Raw genomic sequence first — 13,666 nt, 5'->3', positions numbered from 1 at the left:
TCTTGCTTTTACATTCATAAAAACATACAAACGACCATTTCAGGGGATATAATGTTTACTGAGGTGATTGATATGTCGAATCAAACAAATCGACAATCTGAAATTGAATGCCGTAGTAATGTAGATGGTGAGGAATCACTTACGGAGGAAAAATGGCAAGCCATACTAAACAATGATGCTTCTTATGAAGGCCGTTTTTTTTATGCGGTCAAGACGACAGGCATTTTTTGCAGACCCTCCTGCAAATCCAGACCACCCAAAAAAGAAAATATCGCTATATTTCAAACCGCGGAACACGCACGCTCCGCCCATTTCCGTCCATGTAAGCGATGCAAACCTACCGGCCAACGATTGCCGGATGACGAATGGATCACATTGGTTACCGATTATATAGATATAAACTATATGGAGTCATTAACATTGAATCAATTGGCAGACATCTGTCATGGCAGCTCCTATCATCTGCATCGGACTTTCAGAAAGGTCAAAGGCATGACTCCCGTTGATTATATTCAGCAGACAAGGATTGATCATGCAAAAGCGCTGCTTATTCAATCAAAGAAAGCCATATCAGAGATTGGCGAGTGCGTAGGCTTGTCAAATACCCCTTATTTTATAACGCTCTTCAAGAAAAGAACAGGCTATACGCCTGCAAGCTTTCGTCAAATGAAAATTCACAACATCCAGGAGGATAACAATAATGAGGAATAAAACGAATAATACGATTTATTGGGCAGCATTCGAGCATGGGGATTGCCGTATTCATATCGCCGCTACGGCAGATGGGATTTGTTTTGTAGGGTCCGAGAATCAATCATTTAATGAACTCGTCACTTGGTCTAATTCTCGTTTTCCGGGCAGTGTGCTCGTTCAAGATGATAATCGGCTCTTGCCATATTCAATTGAGCTTTTGGAGTATTTACAAGGAACGCGCAAAAGCTTTACCATTCCTTTCGATTATTATGGAACGCCTTTTCAAATGGATGTGTGGAACGCATTATGCAGCATTCCATATGGACAAACTTATTGTTATTCCGACATTGCGAATCAGATACAGAAACCAGCAGCCGTTCGTGCAGTCGGTACAGCTATTGGTGCCAATCCCCTCTTGATTGTAGTGCCATGCCATCGCGTTATCGGTAAGAACGGCGCTCTAACCGGCTACCGCGGCGGCATAGCAATGAAAAAGAAGCTGCTGCAGCTGGAGCAAGCTGAATAGCTTATGCTGCTGCAGCTTCCATCATCGAAAGGGAGAACTCACAACTATTAAGTCTGCTTTGATGCTAGAAATGCGAGAATGGAATCATTTACAAATATAGGACTCTCTCTTAACATATGAGGCCTGTGGCTGCCACCTGGGACAATAAGATAATCCGACCCGTTTATAAGAAAGCTCAATCTTTTCAGTTTATCCTCCAAAGCGAATGTGTCGTGTTCACCAGCGATAAGTAAAACTGGACAGCTTATACGGCTTAGCTGCTCTTCCGATAGCTGAGGATACATGCGCCAATCTAACGCACTTTGTCGCATGTATTCCTGCCAGTTACCTCTATGGGCTTCCTCATGTCTTTCAATCATCTGATTAATAAAGTCCTGTTGCCCAGTATGAACAAGCCATTCCGGTTCAAATTCCTCTGCTCCAGTAGGATCGCAAAACCCGCTGGTACCTATTGTAGTCAGGCTAGCCACTCGGTCTTGATGGTGTACCGCGATATACAATCCAACATTTGCTCCCAAACTGTAGCCGATTAGATGTGCCTTTGCAACATTCATTTCATCCATATATTTCACAATATCATCAGCTAATTGGGGACTGCTCCATTCTAAGCTCTCACATCTTGTTCGGCCATGGCCTCTGAAATCCGGGAAATAGCACGTATAATATTTTTGGAAATCTAGTATTTGACTTGCAAAAGCTAATATCCCGCGTGAATAGCCGCTATGCAGAAAGATAACGGCTTCTCCAACACCCATTTTCTCATAAAATATTTCTAGGTCCTTAACTTGTATATACGGCATAAGTACCTCCAGACTATATTCCTTAATTAGTCTTCAACAATACCTAGCAAGTCTTTGCGAAGCGGCGTAAATGTATCCAGCAGGATCGCTGGCTCGAGCGCCTTCACGCCATGCTCTGCGTCTCCGGGAATTGTAATCGTTTCTCCTGTCCGAAGGATGGTCATTTGACCATCGATGTAAAATTCCAAGCTGCCCTTCATACAATAGCTCATCTGCTCATGCGGATGCCGATGCAAATATCCTTCGGCTCCCTTTTCGAAATGAACCTCCATCATCATTAAATGCTGCCCTGGAGGGAAGATTTTACGCTTTACTCCAGGCTCCGCATTTTCCCATTCACCGATATTAGCCATATTAAATCCTCCCTTTACATATTCGATTAAATCATTTGTCCGGCTGGCTCTGCATTTAAGTTTTGGACATTAAATAATCGGGCATAACCGCCCTCTTTCCTCATTAGCTCTTCATGTGTTCCTTTTTCAATAATTTCTCCATGCTCAATTAGTACAATTTGATCCGCATGCGTTATCGTTGACAGGCGGTGCGCTACGATTAATGTCGTTCTGTCTTTGGCCAATCGGTCAAGAGATTCTTGTATCAAGTGTTCCGATTCCAAATCGAGAGCAGATGTAGCTTCATCGAGCACTAATATTCTCGGATTTTTTAGAAACACTCTTGCGATAGCAATTCTCTGTTTTTGCCCGCCAGACAGCTTCACACCCCGTTCTCCTATCTCGGTGTCATATCCATTCGGCAGATTAGAAACAAATTCATGTGCGTTCGCTGCTTGTGCGGCTTCTACCAATTGCTCTTCCTCAGCGTGAGGATTTCCGAAAAGGATGTTTTCACGGACGCTGCCGCTAAATAATATATTATCCTGCAGGACCATGCCGATTTGGCTGCGCAAGCTTTTGATCGTGATATCCTTAATATCGGTATCGTCGATACGAATACTGCCTTGCTGAATATCGTAGAACCGCGGAATTAAACTAATTAATGATGATTTACCGCCACCGCTCATTCCTACGAAAGCGATCGTTTCTCCAGGCTGAATACTAAGGTTAAGCTGGTTTAGAACCCAATTGGTAGAAGTCTCATATCGAAAACATACCGCGTCAAAATCAATTTTACCATGTACAGCAGAAATTGCCTTCGCTTGAGGCGAATCCATAATATCATAAGGCTCATTCATAAGTTCAACTACCCGTTCCAAGGAAGCACTGGCTTGAGTCAATTCAGTCGATGAATTTACGAGACGGCGAAGTGGCCCATATAATCTATCCAAATAAGCGAAGAATGCGATAAACGCCCCTAAACTAATTTGGCCATGGATAACTTGATACCCCCCATAAGATAATACTAATAATGGAGCAATGTCGGTTAGCGTATTAATGATTGCGTTAGTCAATGCATTCCATTTGGTCAGTGCAATGGCTCTTTCCAGGAAATTTCGATTTTTTTTCTCGAAATTTTCTTTTTCTACTTCTTCGAGTGTAAAGCTCTTTATAACGGGCATTCCGTTAACTCGCTCATAGAGATAGCTCTGAATGTTGGCTAAAGCTTGTGATCGTGACTTCGAGCGGGATTTTAATTTTTTGTACAGTTTTTTCACTGCGAAAGCATACAAGGGAAAAACAGCAATGGATACTAAAGTTAATTCAACATCCATCTGGAACATGATCGTCATAGCGATGGTCAGAGTGAACATATCCAACCAAATATTCATCATGCCGGTTTCTACGATGCTTTTTGTTTGTTCTGCATCATTGATCATCCTTGAAATGATTTCACCTGTTTTTTTGTTTTGGTAAAATCGTAAAGACAGCTTTTGAATATGCTCATACAATCGATTACGTAAATCGTATAAAATACGGCTTGTTATTAATTGAGCGAAATATTGTCTTAGATACTCGATGGGTGCTCGAATAACAACAAATAGACCAAACGCTCCCAGCATGACATACATTAATTTCTCCACTTTCACATCTGCGGGAAGCGGGCTCAGAATTAAATCATCTACAACGTATTTCATTAGTATCGGTAGTGTTAGCGGAATCCCGAATTTGATCATCCCAATGATTAAAGTGACAACAACAAGCTTCCAATAGGGTTTAACAAAAGTAAAATACGATTTGAAGATAGACATGATGAACTCCTTTTATAATGATTCTAGTAGGTCTTCATTATCTACTATACAGACTCTGCTATGCTTTCTCTACCTTTCTACTCTTCTTTCAAAAATATATGTTGTACATGAAGTGAATTCGGACAGAAGTTGCTTAAAAGCAGGAATGAGCATAAAGGATGCAGAATAGTGTTGAATAGAAGTAGGAATACACACACATGAGGAGACGATAAAGAAATGGCAACCGATATGTTGGTCAAATTATACGATCTTCCTGAGGAAGCTGAACGGTTCGCTGCAGCGTATTCGGGAACTAATATTACAATACGCAGGGCACTGCCTCCAGAGAAGCATATTGTAACAGCTTGGGTTGGTGAAGTATTTAGCCCGCATTGGGTGAGTGAATGTGAAGTTGCTTTCACCAGGCAGCCTGTCTCATGCTGGATCGCAACGGTTACTGATGAAGTCACCGGGAACGTAAAGCCAGTTGGATTCGCCTGCTATGACACCACTGCTAAAGGCTTCTTTGGTCCAACAGGTGTCGATCCAGATCTGCGTGGACAAGGTATCGGCAAAGCACTACTGTATGCTAGCCTTGTTGCCATGAGGAACGAAGGCTATGGCTACGCTGTGATCGGTTCTGCCGGGCCTACTGACTTTTATGCGAGGACGGTCGGCGCTATTCCGATTGCAGATTCAACACCAGGTGTCTATAAAGGTATGCTTAGATAGTTGGATGATCGGAAATATACCCACTCCAAAACAGCCGAACAGGTGTAGAAACCCTGATCGGCTGTTTTAATTAGGTTGCCCTAAAAGTAGGTTTACGTACTTTGTATGACATCCTCTTCTTTAAGTTCTTCATTTAGAGAGCAGTATCATCCACACTATCAAGCCATCTCTCAATGCTGTCGATAACCGATGTGACGCATCCGTCCTCGAATGGCGAAATAAGACCGGCTACTTTCACCAGCTCAGTGAAAGACAAGCTTCCGCCCTGACGGCAAAGATTCAGATAATCCGACCATGCGGCAGGACGGTCTTCGTGCATCCTCTTCCAGAATTGAAACGCGCAAATCTGCGCAAGGGTATAATCAATATAATAGAATGGCGAGCTGAATATATGGCCTTGCTTTTGCCAGTAGCCGCCTTGCTCAAGATAGGTATTATCCCCATAATTACGATGCGGTAAGTACTTGCGCTCGATCTCGCGCCATGCCTTCTTCCGCTCTGTTGGTGTAGCTTCCGGATTCTCATACACAAAATGCTGGAATTCGTCGACCGTCACACCGTATGGTATGAAGATCAACGCCTCAGCCAAATGAGCAAACCTGTATTTATCGGCATCCTCCTCGAAGAAGAGGTCCATCCACGGCCATGTAAAAAATTCCATGCTCATAGAATGAATTTCACATGCTTCATAAGTAGGGAAGCTGTATTCAGGCACCTGAAAGCTTCTACTTTCGAACACCTGGAATGCATGGCCAGCCTCATGCGTCAAGACGTCAATATCTCCCGAAGTGCCGTTGAAATTGGAAAATATAAAGGGTGCGCCATACTCACTTATATAAGTGCAGTAACCGCCGCTCTGTTTCCCCTTCTTGCTGATGAGATCCATCAGTTCATTATCCTGCATGAAGGAGTAAAATTCATTCGTTTCTGGCGACAGCTCTTCGTACATCTTCGCACCGTTCTTCTCAATCCATGCAGGTTCGCCTTTGGGCTTCGCGTTACCTGATTTGAAGCTGAAACTTTCATCGTAATAAAGCAGCTCGTTCACGCCAATCCGTTTCCTCTGACGCTCCTTCAGCTTCGTCGCAACAGGCACTATTTGCTCTAGAACTTGTTTGCGGAAGTTTGCTACCATTTCCGCATTATAGTCGGTGCGACTCATTCGTGCATAGCCGAGCTCGACAAAATTGCTGTAACCCAGCTTTTTCGCAATCTTAGTCCGCAGCTTAACCATATCGTCATATATGCGGTCAAGCTTCTCCTCATGCTCAGTCATGAAGCCTGTTTTGGCTTCTTCCGCCCGTCTTCGTGTATCACGATCGGTTGATTGCGCGAACGGCGTCATTTGTGAAAGCGTCCGTTCTTCACCGTCAAAAACAATTTTGGCTGAAGCAATGAGCTGCGAATATTCGGTCTGAAGCTTATTTTCCTGCTGCAAATCCTCTATGATATCTGTGCTGAACGTCTTAAGTGAGAGCTCAGCAAGCTGGAACAGCTGACTGCCCCATTTCATCTCGAGTTCTGCTCTAAATTTGGATTGAACCAAAGCACGATAATAATCGGTTATGTATTCCTGAACAATAGGCCCAACCTCGTCGAAATAATCCTGTTCTGCCTTATAGAACTCATCCGTCGTATTAATAGAGTGGCGAATACTTGCAATTTGCTGCATCGTATCAAATTCGCTGCGGAGCTTGTTAATGCTTGTCATGAATAAATCCTGATTGTCACAGCTGCTAGCGGAATTGAATGAAGCCAGAAGCTCCTTGAACTGTTGCTCGAATGCGGTTACATTAGGTCTCTCGTAATGATAGTCGCTGAATTTCATTATGCGCACCTGCCCTTTCTGAAATCCTTATTTTGTTCTATCCACTCATTATATCTTAATAAATAATAGAAATAAAACGGCTCTATTCGCATCATTTGCAATAGGGCCATGTTGAATACTTCTTAAAATAAGGTTACTTTACCCAAATTGACCTTGTCCATGCCAACTGCATTCCGGCTCGTTCCATATTATTTTGACTCGTTGAACCGAAGCTTGCTTGAGCGGCTACCAGCGTGCAATCTGCTTTGTGGGCTTCATGCATTCTATGCTGCAGAAGAGCCGTTTGTAAGCCGCGATTTCTATAGTTAGGATGAGTAGCCGCAAGCGTGCAGGAGGCTATATTCCCGCTTATGTGCATGACCGCAACCCCTGCGGGCGTACCATCCAAATAAGCCAAAAAGATTTTCCAACCTTCTCGGTTCAATATACCTTTGTTGTTATTTACAAAATGGTGCTTATCCGCTAATGACATGCCTGAGCCAAGACAGTGAATCTCAGCATAATGATCAAACTCAGATTCATTCTTAACTTCGATAATATGTATATAAGAAGGATGGATCGGGGTCTTATCTGCAGGAAGCCCATATAGCACAGAATGAAATCCATTTTGGTAAAATCCTCTCTCGGCTAGTCGCTTAAAGAGCTTTGGGCTGCAGTGAATAGGATCAACGTCAAACTGAAAGGCTCTGTTTCTTGTTTGGTAATACAGAATGATATCATCTAAAAGATCTGCATCGTCGTCCGATAAGCCTTTTACTGAGTTAAATAAACCCCAAGGCATTGTTCTAATATAAAAGGCAGTGGTCTTGCCGAATCTATGGATCTCCACTCCCTCGGGATTCCCCAAGCGTTCGCCAATTGAACGAATTCTTGACGTTAAATAATCGATTTCTACCTGCTGTATTCGTTCGGCAAGCTCCATGTTTATAACGGGCAGCTCCATTTCATCACATCCTATGATCATATATTTGTCTATTATGGCTTCACAAAAAGGACATTATATTGTCCATATCCTTGTGTATTCAGTTCTTCTATTGGAATAAACCGCATCGATGTGGAATTTATACGGTAGTGCTGCTTCGTTGGCTTTGGACCGTGAAAGAAAAACTAACCTAAATGAGAATGACTCAGTCTACTGCGCACGGCCGTTCGTACTTGACCGTTTCTTAGGTCCGCTTCTTTGCGAATGAAGCCTTCATGAATAGGTTTGGTGAAGCTTGGCCAACCGGAGTGTGAATCGAATTTATCTTTCGAGCTAAAGAGTGGATCACCATTAATGATATCAACATAGATTCCCACCCTGTTGTTATCACAATAATCATTTTGATAGGCGGGCTCTGTACCTTTGTTCTGGGTTACCTCATATTGCAGCTCTGTCAGCTGCTGGCGCAAACGCTTTTTATCTTGCTTGTTATTCCAATATTGCTCAGCAAAATCGTCACGCCCGGAGCCTTTGCGATATAGCTTGTAGTTCATAATATGTGTCTTATAATAATGCTGATGGTAGTCTTCCGCAGGGTAGAAAGGGCAAGCATCTTCAATTTCCGTAACAATAAGTCCTTTGAATCGGCCGCTTTCCTTCAGAATACGCTTAGAAGCTTCAGCTAAATGACGTTGTTCCTCATTATGAACAAATATCGCGGTACGATAGGAATATCCACGATCATGGAATTGGCCCCCTTTGTCCGTGGGATCGATTTGCTGCCAATAAAGCTCAAGCAGTCTTTCATAAGAGAATAAGTCCGGATCATATATAATTTGTACAGCCTCAGCATGCCCCGTTGACTCCGTACATACCTCCTCATAGGTTGGATTGTCCGTATGACCGCCTGTATAACCGGATACAACCGAAATAATGCCTGGCAGCTCGTCAAACGGCTTTACCATACACCAGAAGCAACCTCCGGCAAACGTTGCACGATGTACACTGCTCTCATTTTCTTTCATCTGATCACCTACAGCATATCGACATAAGCTTATATTATCATTATTTACCAGTTTGAGATAGTTCACTTATCTATGGGATTAGCCAAAAAAAGCTGCCCCAAAGGCAGACTTTGGGTGCAGCTCTTTCTTTATATATTATGTTTAATGTGTTGATTGCGCCAGCTTTACAAGCATATGCGATAACATATGCTGTTCCTCCTTGCTGCCTACTTTCCATAGCTCCTGCAGCAGTTTTTCTTCGGTGTTGCGCGGCTCTTCGTGCTTCGCTAAGTAGCCCGCGACCTTCTGCGCTATTACAGCCAGCTGCTCCTCATTTAATCCAAGATTTTCGCCAAGCTCAATTCGTTTGGCAAGATACGTTTTGAATGCTTCGAAATTTCGCAAAACTTCATCCTTTTTATCGGCATTCATTTTACCAAGCACCTCATCCATTCTCCCGGGCTCTAGCTCTCCGTCTTTATCCACGACATGATTATATTCTGACATATGCTTTCTCCTCCTTGAATCTGGATTATCTTTGTTATATGTATACCCTAACCTTTCACTGACAAACCACAGGTTAAGCCTTTGTTTAGATTGAGGACATTCTTGTTTAATTAGAAAGAAAGGAGGGTGAACGCTCATGACTCGTACAGAACACATGACACAGTTTTTTAAATGCTTATATAGTCGTTTTCGCGATGACGATGTACCTGCCTTAGGCGCGCAACTAACTTATTATTTGATCTTATCCTTCTTTCCATTCTTAATATTTATTGTCAGTTTTCTGGGGTTTGTTCAATTATCTGGGGACAGCGCAATTGCTGAATTAATTAGAGTGCTGCCTGCAGACACAGGGGAAATGATTCGCAGTATCCTTACTGAAGTTTCGAGAAATAATAAAGGTGCATTGCTCTCTATAGGAATGATTGCAACGCTTTGGTCCGCTTCAAACGGAATTAATGCCATTATAAAAGGACTTAATAAAGCTTATGATGTCGAAGAGAATCGTCCTTTCTGGAAGGTGAGAGGGATCTCATTGATTGCCACTATTGTCTTCGCGACCGTCATCTTATTGACGATGATGATGCTTATTTTCGGCAAAGTAATAGGTGAATATCTATTTCAATTGCTGCACTATCCCGATGGCTTTGAATCGATTTGGGGAATACTGAAATATGTCATTTCTTTAGCGGCAATGATTGGAGTGTTTATTCTTCTATATTGGATTGTTCCGAACCGTAAGCATAGCATTAAAGAAGTGATTCCTGGTGTTTTGTTTACAACGATCGGCTGGATTGTTACCTCTCTTCTGTTTCAATTCTACATCAATAATTTCGGGAATTATTCCAAAACATACGGCAGCCTTGGAGGAATCATTGTATTGTTAATTTGGCTTTATATCAGTTCCATCATTATTATGCTTGGCGGCGAAATAAACGCTACACTTGCATCCGCGAAAGGTAAAATCCCACGGGACACAAGCGAGCGCCATAGCTTTCGCATTCCGATGAATAGAGCTGTCGATTAAATTGGGTTACGAAACGATAAATTCAACTAAGATTGGCGTTGCAGGATCGAGTGTATCTCCATCCGGAATTGTAATTGCGGTAGTCGTCACGCTTGAAGTATCCTCTGTCTGAATAACTCCATTAATATAGAGGACATAATAGGCAAATGATGCTGGAAATGCGGTAGCAGGTGTGCCTGTGTCATTAAGAAAGCTTGTTGCAAGAATAGCATATGCTGCTCCTACACCAGTTCCTGCTCCGGCAGTTGCACTGAACTTTCTACTTGCTAAGAATGGTTTTGTAATGGCCATATATAATCACCTCCTCTCGAGCATATCTTATTAGTCTTGAATTACAAATCCGATCGTTTCGATTATGATTGGAGTTCCCGCAAAAATCATATCGTTGCCGGTTGTCAATTGTAATGAATCTTGATTTAATGTGTAACAACTGCCAAGCTGCAATATTCCGTTAATAAAGAGATTACTGTAGCCATTAGGAATGGGTATGTTGAATGCAGCAATTGTTCCGCCAGCATCATCAGTAAATTGATTGGCTGGAATCTTGACCGTTTGCGTCAAATCGAGATCAGAAGCTGTACTAAGGATGTATCGATTAACATTAGGTTTGATTGTAATGTCACCAATTATCCCAGGTGGACCTTGCGGCCCTGTCACGCCTTTGGGGCCTTTTATACCTTTTGGACCTTGTACACCCTTTGGACCCGGTACACCCTTTGGTCCCCTTGGTCCCCTCGGCCCTTTAATTCCAATACAAAATCTATTTAGACAACGGATATTTTTTATTTTCTTTTTTCGTCTTTTTTTTCTTAACGTTATACATTTTGCTCTTGATCTGGATGAAGTTTTTATAAATTTTCTTAGATCATTGCGCGCTAATTTACCACCCCCCACACTTAGCCCTCCTCTATTTCGTTTTCTCTATGTATACTATGAAAACTATTAAATAAAAGTATAGATTCATAACTAGAGAAATAGGATTTAGGCAATCTATTCACATAACCCAAAAAACCTCTAACCTTATTGAATAAAGGCTAGAGGTTTTTTAGGTATATATCCGTTTGTCAACCGTCAAAAATGAAATTTTTTTCATTTCTTTTTAATAATTGTTTAATCTACCTACAGCGGCTTGGCTTTCTTTATTCATTGGTAAATAATTGATAGATTTGCTGTGTTATTGTGTTCCTAGGAGATAGCCCAATACAAATTCCAAGGAGGAACACATCATGAACAACACAAGAAAAAATAAAATCACAAAAACTTTAGCCGGAATCGGTATCAGTTTATCTATTGCATTTGGCGGCGTTGCCGTTGCAGCTCCGCAGCCGGTACAAGCTGCATCAAGCACTTCAGTTGCAAATAAAGTTATATCCAAAGGAAAGAGCTACCTGGGTGTTAAATATAAATTCGGAGCAAAATCAGGTATTACTAGCGCCTTTGATTGCTCTTCATTCACACAATATGTTTACAAAAAAAATGGCATTAGCTTGCCTCGTTCATCTGTTCAACAATCGAAATCAGGTACTTACGTTAAAAGAAGCAATTTGAAAGCAGGAGATCTGATATTCTCAGATACGAATCGTGATGGCAAAATCAATCATGTCAGCATCTACATGGGTAACAACAAACTCCTTCACACTTATAGAGTCGGTGTAGGTGTAACGATATCGAAATTTTCTGGCAGCACATGGGATAAAACCTATGTAACAGCTCGCCGTGTCATAAAATAGTAACATAGAATATAGAAAAGGCCGCGAGCATCGCGGCCTTTTGCATTCATTCATCTATCTCACTAACTAATTGCAATCGTAGTATTCTAGTAGTTTTTTAATGCTCTGCCTTTGTCGTCGATGCTGAACTTCGCTTTTCTAACCGTATCTTCTTTGGTCATCTCCAGCACTCGAGCAGAAGGATCTGATTTATCAATCGTCGTGCTCCAGCCCTCCGAATTTACCAGTTTGAATATCTCATCTAACTCCATTGATTTATATCCATAGAAACCGCTTAGTCCAGCCCATTCTTTTAATAGCACCTTCACCCTATGGTCAAGTTTTTCCGCTGGTGTTTCATGTTTGATCTTCGTTTTTGCCATTCTCAAAAATCTCCTCTACGAGTTAACTCCACTCTCAATTTTACATCTGACTATATACACCGGTCAAGTGATTGGCTATTTGAATTTTATTTATCATTTATGTTTTTTGGTTGGCATGTTGAGGGTTATGAGACTTGTAGCGACTCCGCCAGAAGTAATCGTCATCAATGACAGGAAAAAAGTATCTCCCGGAAGAAGTAAATCACCAATGCTAATAATCAAAAGATCTATAATCAATATAATGATTCCCAAGTTAATTGGCATATATTTCGCAATAAAGTGTGCAAGCAAATCGGTGCCGCCTGTTGAGCTATCGTATCTGAGCATGATGCCCATACCTGTTCCAATTATGAATCCTCCGATAACTGCGCGAGTAAACGGCGTCCATTCCACATAATAGATGAAGTAATATTGATAAGGCTCCAGTAAATCAATTACATAGCTCGAGAATAGCAAGCCGCTAATACTGTTATATACAAGGCTGTGGCTCTGAAACCACGCTAAAATAAAGATAGGTATGCTGCATATGATCATGACTAACCCTATTTTGATATTAAATAAATAATTGATAATAAGTGCAATACCAATGATTCCACCATCCAATACGCCTAAAGGAACGAGAAAGAAATTGATGCCTATCGCTATAAATAAACTTCCGATAATGATGGCAAATATTTTGTTAACTGAAAGCATACCAATCAGTCCCCCAGATCGAGCTTGTCTGATTTATATGCTTAAATCACTTATAGCATGTTGATATTATTTGTTCAGCGCAATATGGACTGCATGATAAAAAAAAGAAGCAGCGGATTCCACTGCTCCTTTGTTATTTAGTATTCCATTATGGAACATACTGCTGTACGATACGAATGATCTCTCCATCTTTAATCGTTACGTGATAAGGAAAACCTTTTGGATCCAGATCATCTTCCGTATTCATAAGCTCCGCGAATTTCGACACCGTAATGGGCTCATTCCATACAATATCTGCCTCGGCTGCATTTCCAGTCCGATTATAAATTTGCATGAGAACTTCTGCATCTTTGGCAATAGGGAACTCACTGATCGTGCTGTCATCATTAATGATGTAGTAACCATCAGGCGGACCATCCAGCTCAGCGTCTCCTTCACGTTCTAGAAACTTTTGAGTGGCTTCATCACCTTCGTACCAGTTAATTTGGTCCATAGAAACGATGAATTTATGATCCTTCTCCACCACCTTCTCAATATATCCCGTTTCAACATTTGGTGCTTTGACAACTGGAACATATTCACGGCCTCCCGCCGGCGCAAAGCTAAAGGCCGTAAGACAAGCTAGGATAACTACTGCTGGCATTGCATATTTTTTCATAGCGCTGACGCTCCTTCTGTGTGGTGTATTGTGGTGTATATTCTTATTCTTCTTACTTATAG

The 13,666-nt window shown here is 41.7% G+C and carries 16 protein-coding genes and 1 pseudogene; 5 read left to right on the top strand and 12 right to left on the bottom strand.

Going from position 1 to position 13,666, the window contains the following annotated elements; genetic code table 11:
• Positions 1 to 63 precede the first annotated feature (63 nt).
• Both CEF13_RS14090 and CEF13_RS14085 read left to right on the top strand, forming a co-directional pair.
• Positions 64 to 711: a bifunctional transcriptional activator/DNA repair enzyme AdaA gene (locus tag CEF13_RS14090; RefSeq protein ID WP_424991960.1), complete on the top strand. Its 648-nt coding sequence runs from the start codon at positions 64 to 66 to the stop codon at positions 709 to 711.
• Positions 701 to 1,219: a methylated-DNA--[protein]-cysteine S-methyltransferase gene (locus CEF13_RS14085; RefSeq protein ID WP_102711279.1), complete on the top strand. Its 519-nt coding sequence runs from the start codon at positions 701 to 703 to the stop codon at positions 1,217 to 1,219. The genes CEF13_RS14090 and CEF13_RS14085 overlap by 11 nt, the downstream gene beginning before the upstream one ends.
• A gap of 47 nt (positions 1,220 to 1,266) precedes the next feature.
• Here the strand turns inward: CEF13_RS14085 and CEF13_RS14080 are convergent, their stop codons facing one another.
• The 3 genes from CEF13_RS14080 to CEF13_RS14070 are packed head-to-tail and all read right to left on the bottom strand — an operon-like array spanning position 1,267 to position 4,165.
• Positions 1,267 to 2,019 (bottom strand): alpha/beta fold hydrolase, encoded by a 753-nt coding sequence (locus CEF13_RS14080; RefSeq protein ID WP_102711278.1) that lies wholly within the window; start codon positions 2,017 to 2,019, stop codon positions 1,267 to 1,269.
• Positions 2,020 to 2,045: 26 nt separating this feature from the next.
• Positions 2,046 to 2,372, bottom strand: a complete 327-nt coding sequence (locus tag CEF13_RS14075) for a cupin domain-containing protein (protein WP_102711277.1) — start codon at positions 2,370 to 2,372, stop codon at positions 2,046 to 2,048.
• Between the two features lie 26 nt (positions 2,373 to 2,398).
• A complete protein-coding gene (locus tag CEF13_RS14070) occupies positions 2,399 to 4,165 on the bottom strand; it encodes an ABC transporter ATP-binding protein (RefSeq protein ID WP_102711276.1) in 1,767 nt (588 codons plus the stop codon).
• 216 nt (positions 4,166 to 4,381) lie between these two features.
• Here CEF13_RS14070 and CEF13_RS14065 point away from each other — a divergent pair, with 216 nt between their 5' ends.
• On the top strand, positions 4,382 to 4,876 hold the full coding sequence (locus CEF13_RS14065) for a GNAT family N-acetyltransferase (RefSeq protein WP_102711275.1): 495 nt from the start codon (positions 4,382 to 4,384) through the stop codon (positions 4,874 to 4,876).
• 133 nt (positions 4,877 to 5,009) lie between these two features.
• On the opposite strand, the gene CEF13_RS14060 is transcribed toward CEF13_RS14065, so the two are convergent.
• The 4 genes and pseudogenes from CEF13_RS14060 to CEF13_RS14045 all read right to left on the bottom strand — a co-directional run bounded on the left by CEF13_RS14060 (position 5,010) and on the right by CEF13_RS14045 (position 9,137).
• Positions 5,010 to 6,704: a M3 family oligoendopeptidase gene (locus CEF13_RS14060; RefSeq protein ID WP_102711274.1), complete on the bottom strand. Its 1,695-nt coding sequence runs from the start codon at positions 6,702 to 6,704 to the stop codon at positions 5,010 to 5,012.
• A gap of 133 nt (positions 6,705 to 6,837) precedes the next feature.
• Positions 6,838 to 7,647: a GNAT family N-acetyltransferase gene (locus CEF13_RS14055; RefSeq protein ID WP_102711273.1), complete on the bottom strand. Its 810-nt coding sequence runs from the start codon at positions 7,645 to 7,647 to the stop codon at positions 6,838 to 6,840.
• A gap of 32 nt (positions 7,648 to 7,679) precedes the next feature.
• Positions 7,680 to 8,651, bottom strand: a pseudogene (gene msrA / locus CEF13_RS14050) (peptide-methionine (S)-S-oxide reductase MsrA).
• 141 nt (positions 8,652 to 8,792) lie between these two features.
• Positions 8,793 to 9,137 (bottom strand): DUF3243 domain-containing protein, encoded by a 345-nt coding sequence (locus CEF13_RS14045; protein ID WP_102711272.1) that lies wholly within the window; start codon positions 9,135 to 9,137, stop codon positions 8,793 to 8,795.
• Between the two features lie 136 nt (positions 9,138 to 9,273).
• Between CEF13_RS14045 and CEF13_RS14040 the strand changes: the two genes are divergently transcribed.
• Positions 9,274 to 10,161, top strand: coding sequence for a YihY/virulence factor BrkB family protein (locus CEF13_RS14040; protein WP_102711271.1), 888 nt, complete (start codon positions 9,274 to 9,276; stop codon positions 10,159 to 10,161).
• A gap of 6 nt (positions 10,162 to 10,167) precedes the next feature.
• Here the strand turns inward: CEF13_RS14040 and CEF13_RS14035 are convergent, their stop codons facing one another.
• On the bottom strand, positions 10,168 to 10,452 hold the full coding sequence (locus CEF13_RS14035) for a DUF4183 domain-containing protein (RefSeq protein WP_102711270.1): 285 nt from the start codon (positions 10,450 to 10,452) through the stop codon (positions 10,168 to 10,170).
• A 30-nt stretch (positions 10,453 to 10,482) separates the two neighbouring features.
• Complete coding sequence (locus CEF13_RS29480; protein WP_102711269.1) at positions 10,483 to 11,055, bottom strand: DUF4183 domain-containing protein; 573 nt, start codon at positions 11,053 to 11,055, stop codon at positions 10,483 to 10,485.
• Positions 11,056 to 11,387: 332 nt separating this feature from the next.
• Between CEF13_RS29480 and CEF13_RS14025 the strand changes: the two genes are divergently transcribed.
• On the top strand, positions 11,388 to 11,891 hold the full coding sequence (locus CEF13_RS14025) for a C40 family peptidase (protein WP_102711268.1): 504 nt from the start codon (positions 11,388 to 11,390) through the stop codon (positions 11,889 to 11,891).
• A gap of 86 nt (positions 11,892 to 11,977) precedes the next feature.
• On the opposite strand, the gene CEF13_RS14020 is transcribed toward CEF13_RS14025, so the two are convergent.
• The 3 genes from CEF13_RS14020 to CEF13_RS14010 form a co-directional block, all read right to left on the bottom strand.
• Positions 11,978 to 12,253: a hypothetical protein gene (locus CEF13_RS14020; protein ID WP_102711267.1), complete on the bottom strand. Its 276-nt coding sequence runs from the start codon at positions 12,251 to 12,253 to the stop codon at positions 11,978 to 11,980.
• Positions 12,254 to 12,346: 93 nt separating this feature from the next.
• Positions 12,347 to 12,946, bottom strand: a complete 600-nt coding sequence (locus CEF13_RS14015) for a YitT family protein (RefSeq protein ID WP_102711266.1) — start codon at positions 12,944 to 12,946, stop codon at positions 12,347 to 12,349.
• 148 nt (positions 12,947 to 13,094) lie between these two features.
• Positions 13,095 to 13,604: a hypothetical protein gene (locus tag CEF13_RS14010; protein ID WP_208414467.1), complete on the bottom strand. Its 510-nt coding sequence runs from the start codon at positions 13,602 to 13,604 to the stop codon at positions 13,095 to 13,097.
• Positions 13,605 to 13,666: the final 62 nt, after the last annotated feature.

The sequence above is a fragment of the Paenibacillus castaneae genome, from assembly GCF_002884445.1.
Classification (GTDB): Bacteria; Bacillota; Bacilli; order Paenibacillales; family Paenibacillaceae; genus Pristimantibacillus; species Pristimantibacillus castaneae.
This window is presented reverse-complemented; position numbering and strand designations above follow the sequence as displayed.

What these genes read in the sequence shown, in the direction of transcription:
- CEF13_RS14060 (WP_102711274.1), bottom strand. Translation starts at nt 6,704, where the DNA reads ATGAAATTCAGCGACTATCATTACGAGAGACCTAATGTAACCGCATTC.
- CEF13_RS14055 (WP_102711273.1), bottom strand. Translation starts at nt 7,647, where the DNA reads ATGGAGCTGCCCGTTATAAACATGGAGCTTGCCGAACGAATACAGCAG.
- CEF13_RS14010 (WP_208414467.1), bottom strand. Translation starts at nt 13,604, where the DNA reads ATGAAAAAATATGCAATGCCAGCAGTAGTTATCCTAGCTTGTCTTACG.
- CEF13_RS14075 (WP_102711277.1), bottom strand. Translation starts at nt 2,372, where the DNA reads ATGGCTAATATCGGTGAATGGGAAAATGCGGAGCCTGGAGTAAAGCGT.
- CEF13_RS14070 (WP_102711276.1), bottom strand. Translation starts at nt 4,165, where the DNA reads ATGTCTATCTTCAAATCGTATTTTACTTTTGTTAAACCCTATTGGAAG.
- CEF13_RS14045 (WP_102711272.1), bottom strand. Translation starts at nt 9,137, where the DNA reads ATGTCAGAATATAATCATGTCGTGGATAAAGACGGAGAGCTAGAGCCC.
- CEF13_RS14035 (WP_102711270.1), bottom strand. Translation starts at nt 10,452, where the DNA reads ATGGCCATTACAAAACCATTCTTAGCAAGTAGAAAGTTCAGTGCAACT.
- CEF13_RS14040 (WP_102711271.1), top strand. Translation starts at nt 9,274, where the DNA reads ATGACTCGTACAGAACACATGACACAGTTTTTTAAATGCTTATATAGT.
- CEF13_RS14080 (WP_102711278.1), bottom strand. Translation starts at nt 2,019, where the DNA reads ATGCCGTATATACAAGTTAAGGACCTAGAAATATTTTATGAGAAAATG.
- CEF13_RS14025 (WP_102711268.1), top strand. Translation starts at nt 11,388, where the DNA reads ATGAACAACACAAGAAAAAATAAAATCACAAAAACTTTAGCCGGAATC.
- CEF13_RS14085 (WP_102711279.1), top strand. Translation starts at nt 701, where the DNA reads ATGAGGAATAAAACGAATAATACGATTTATTGGGCAGCATTCGAGCAT.
- CEF13_RS14015 (WP_102711266.1), bottom strand. Translation starts at nt 12,946, where the DNA reads ATGCTTTCAGTTAACAAAATATTTGCCATCATTATCGGAAGTTTATTT.
- CEF13_RS14020 (WP_102711267.1), bottom strand. Translation starts at nt 12,253, where the DNA reads ATGGCAAAAACGAAGATCAAACATGAAACACCAGCGGAAAAACTTGAC.
- CEF13_RS14065 (WP_102711275.1), top strand. Translation starts at nt 4,382, where the DNA reads ATGGCAACCGATATGTTGGTCAAATTATACGATCTTCCTGAGGAAGCT.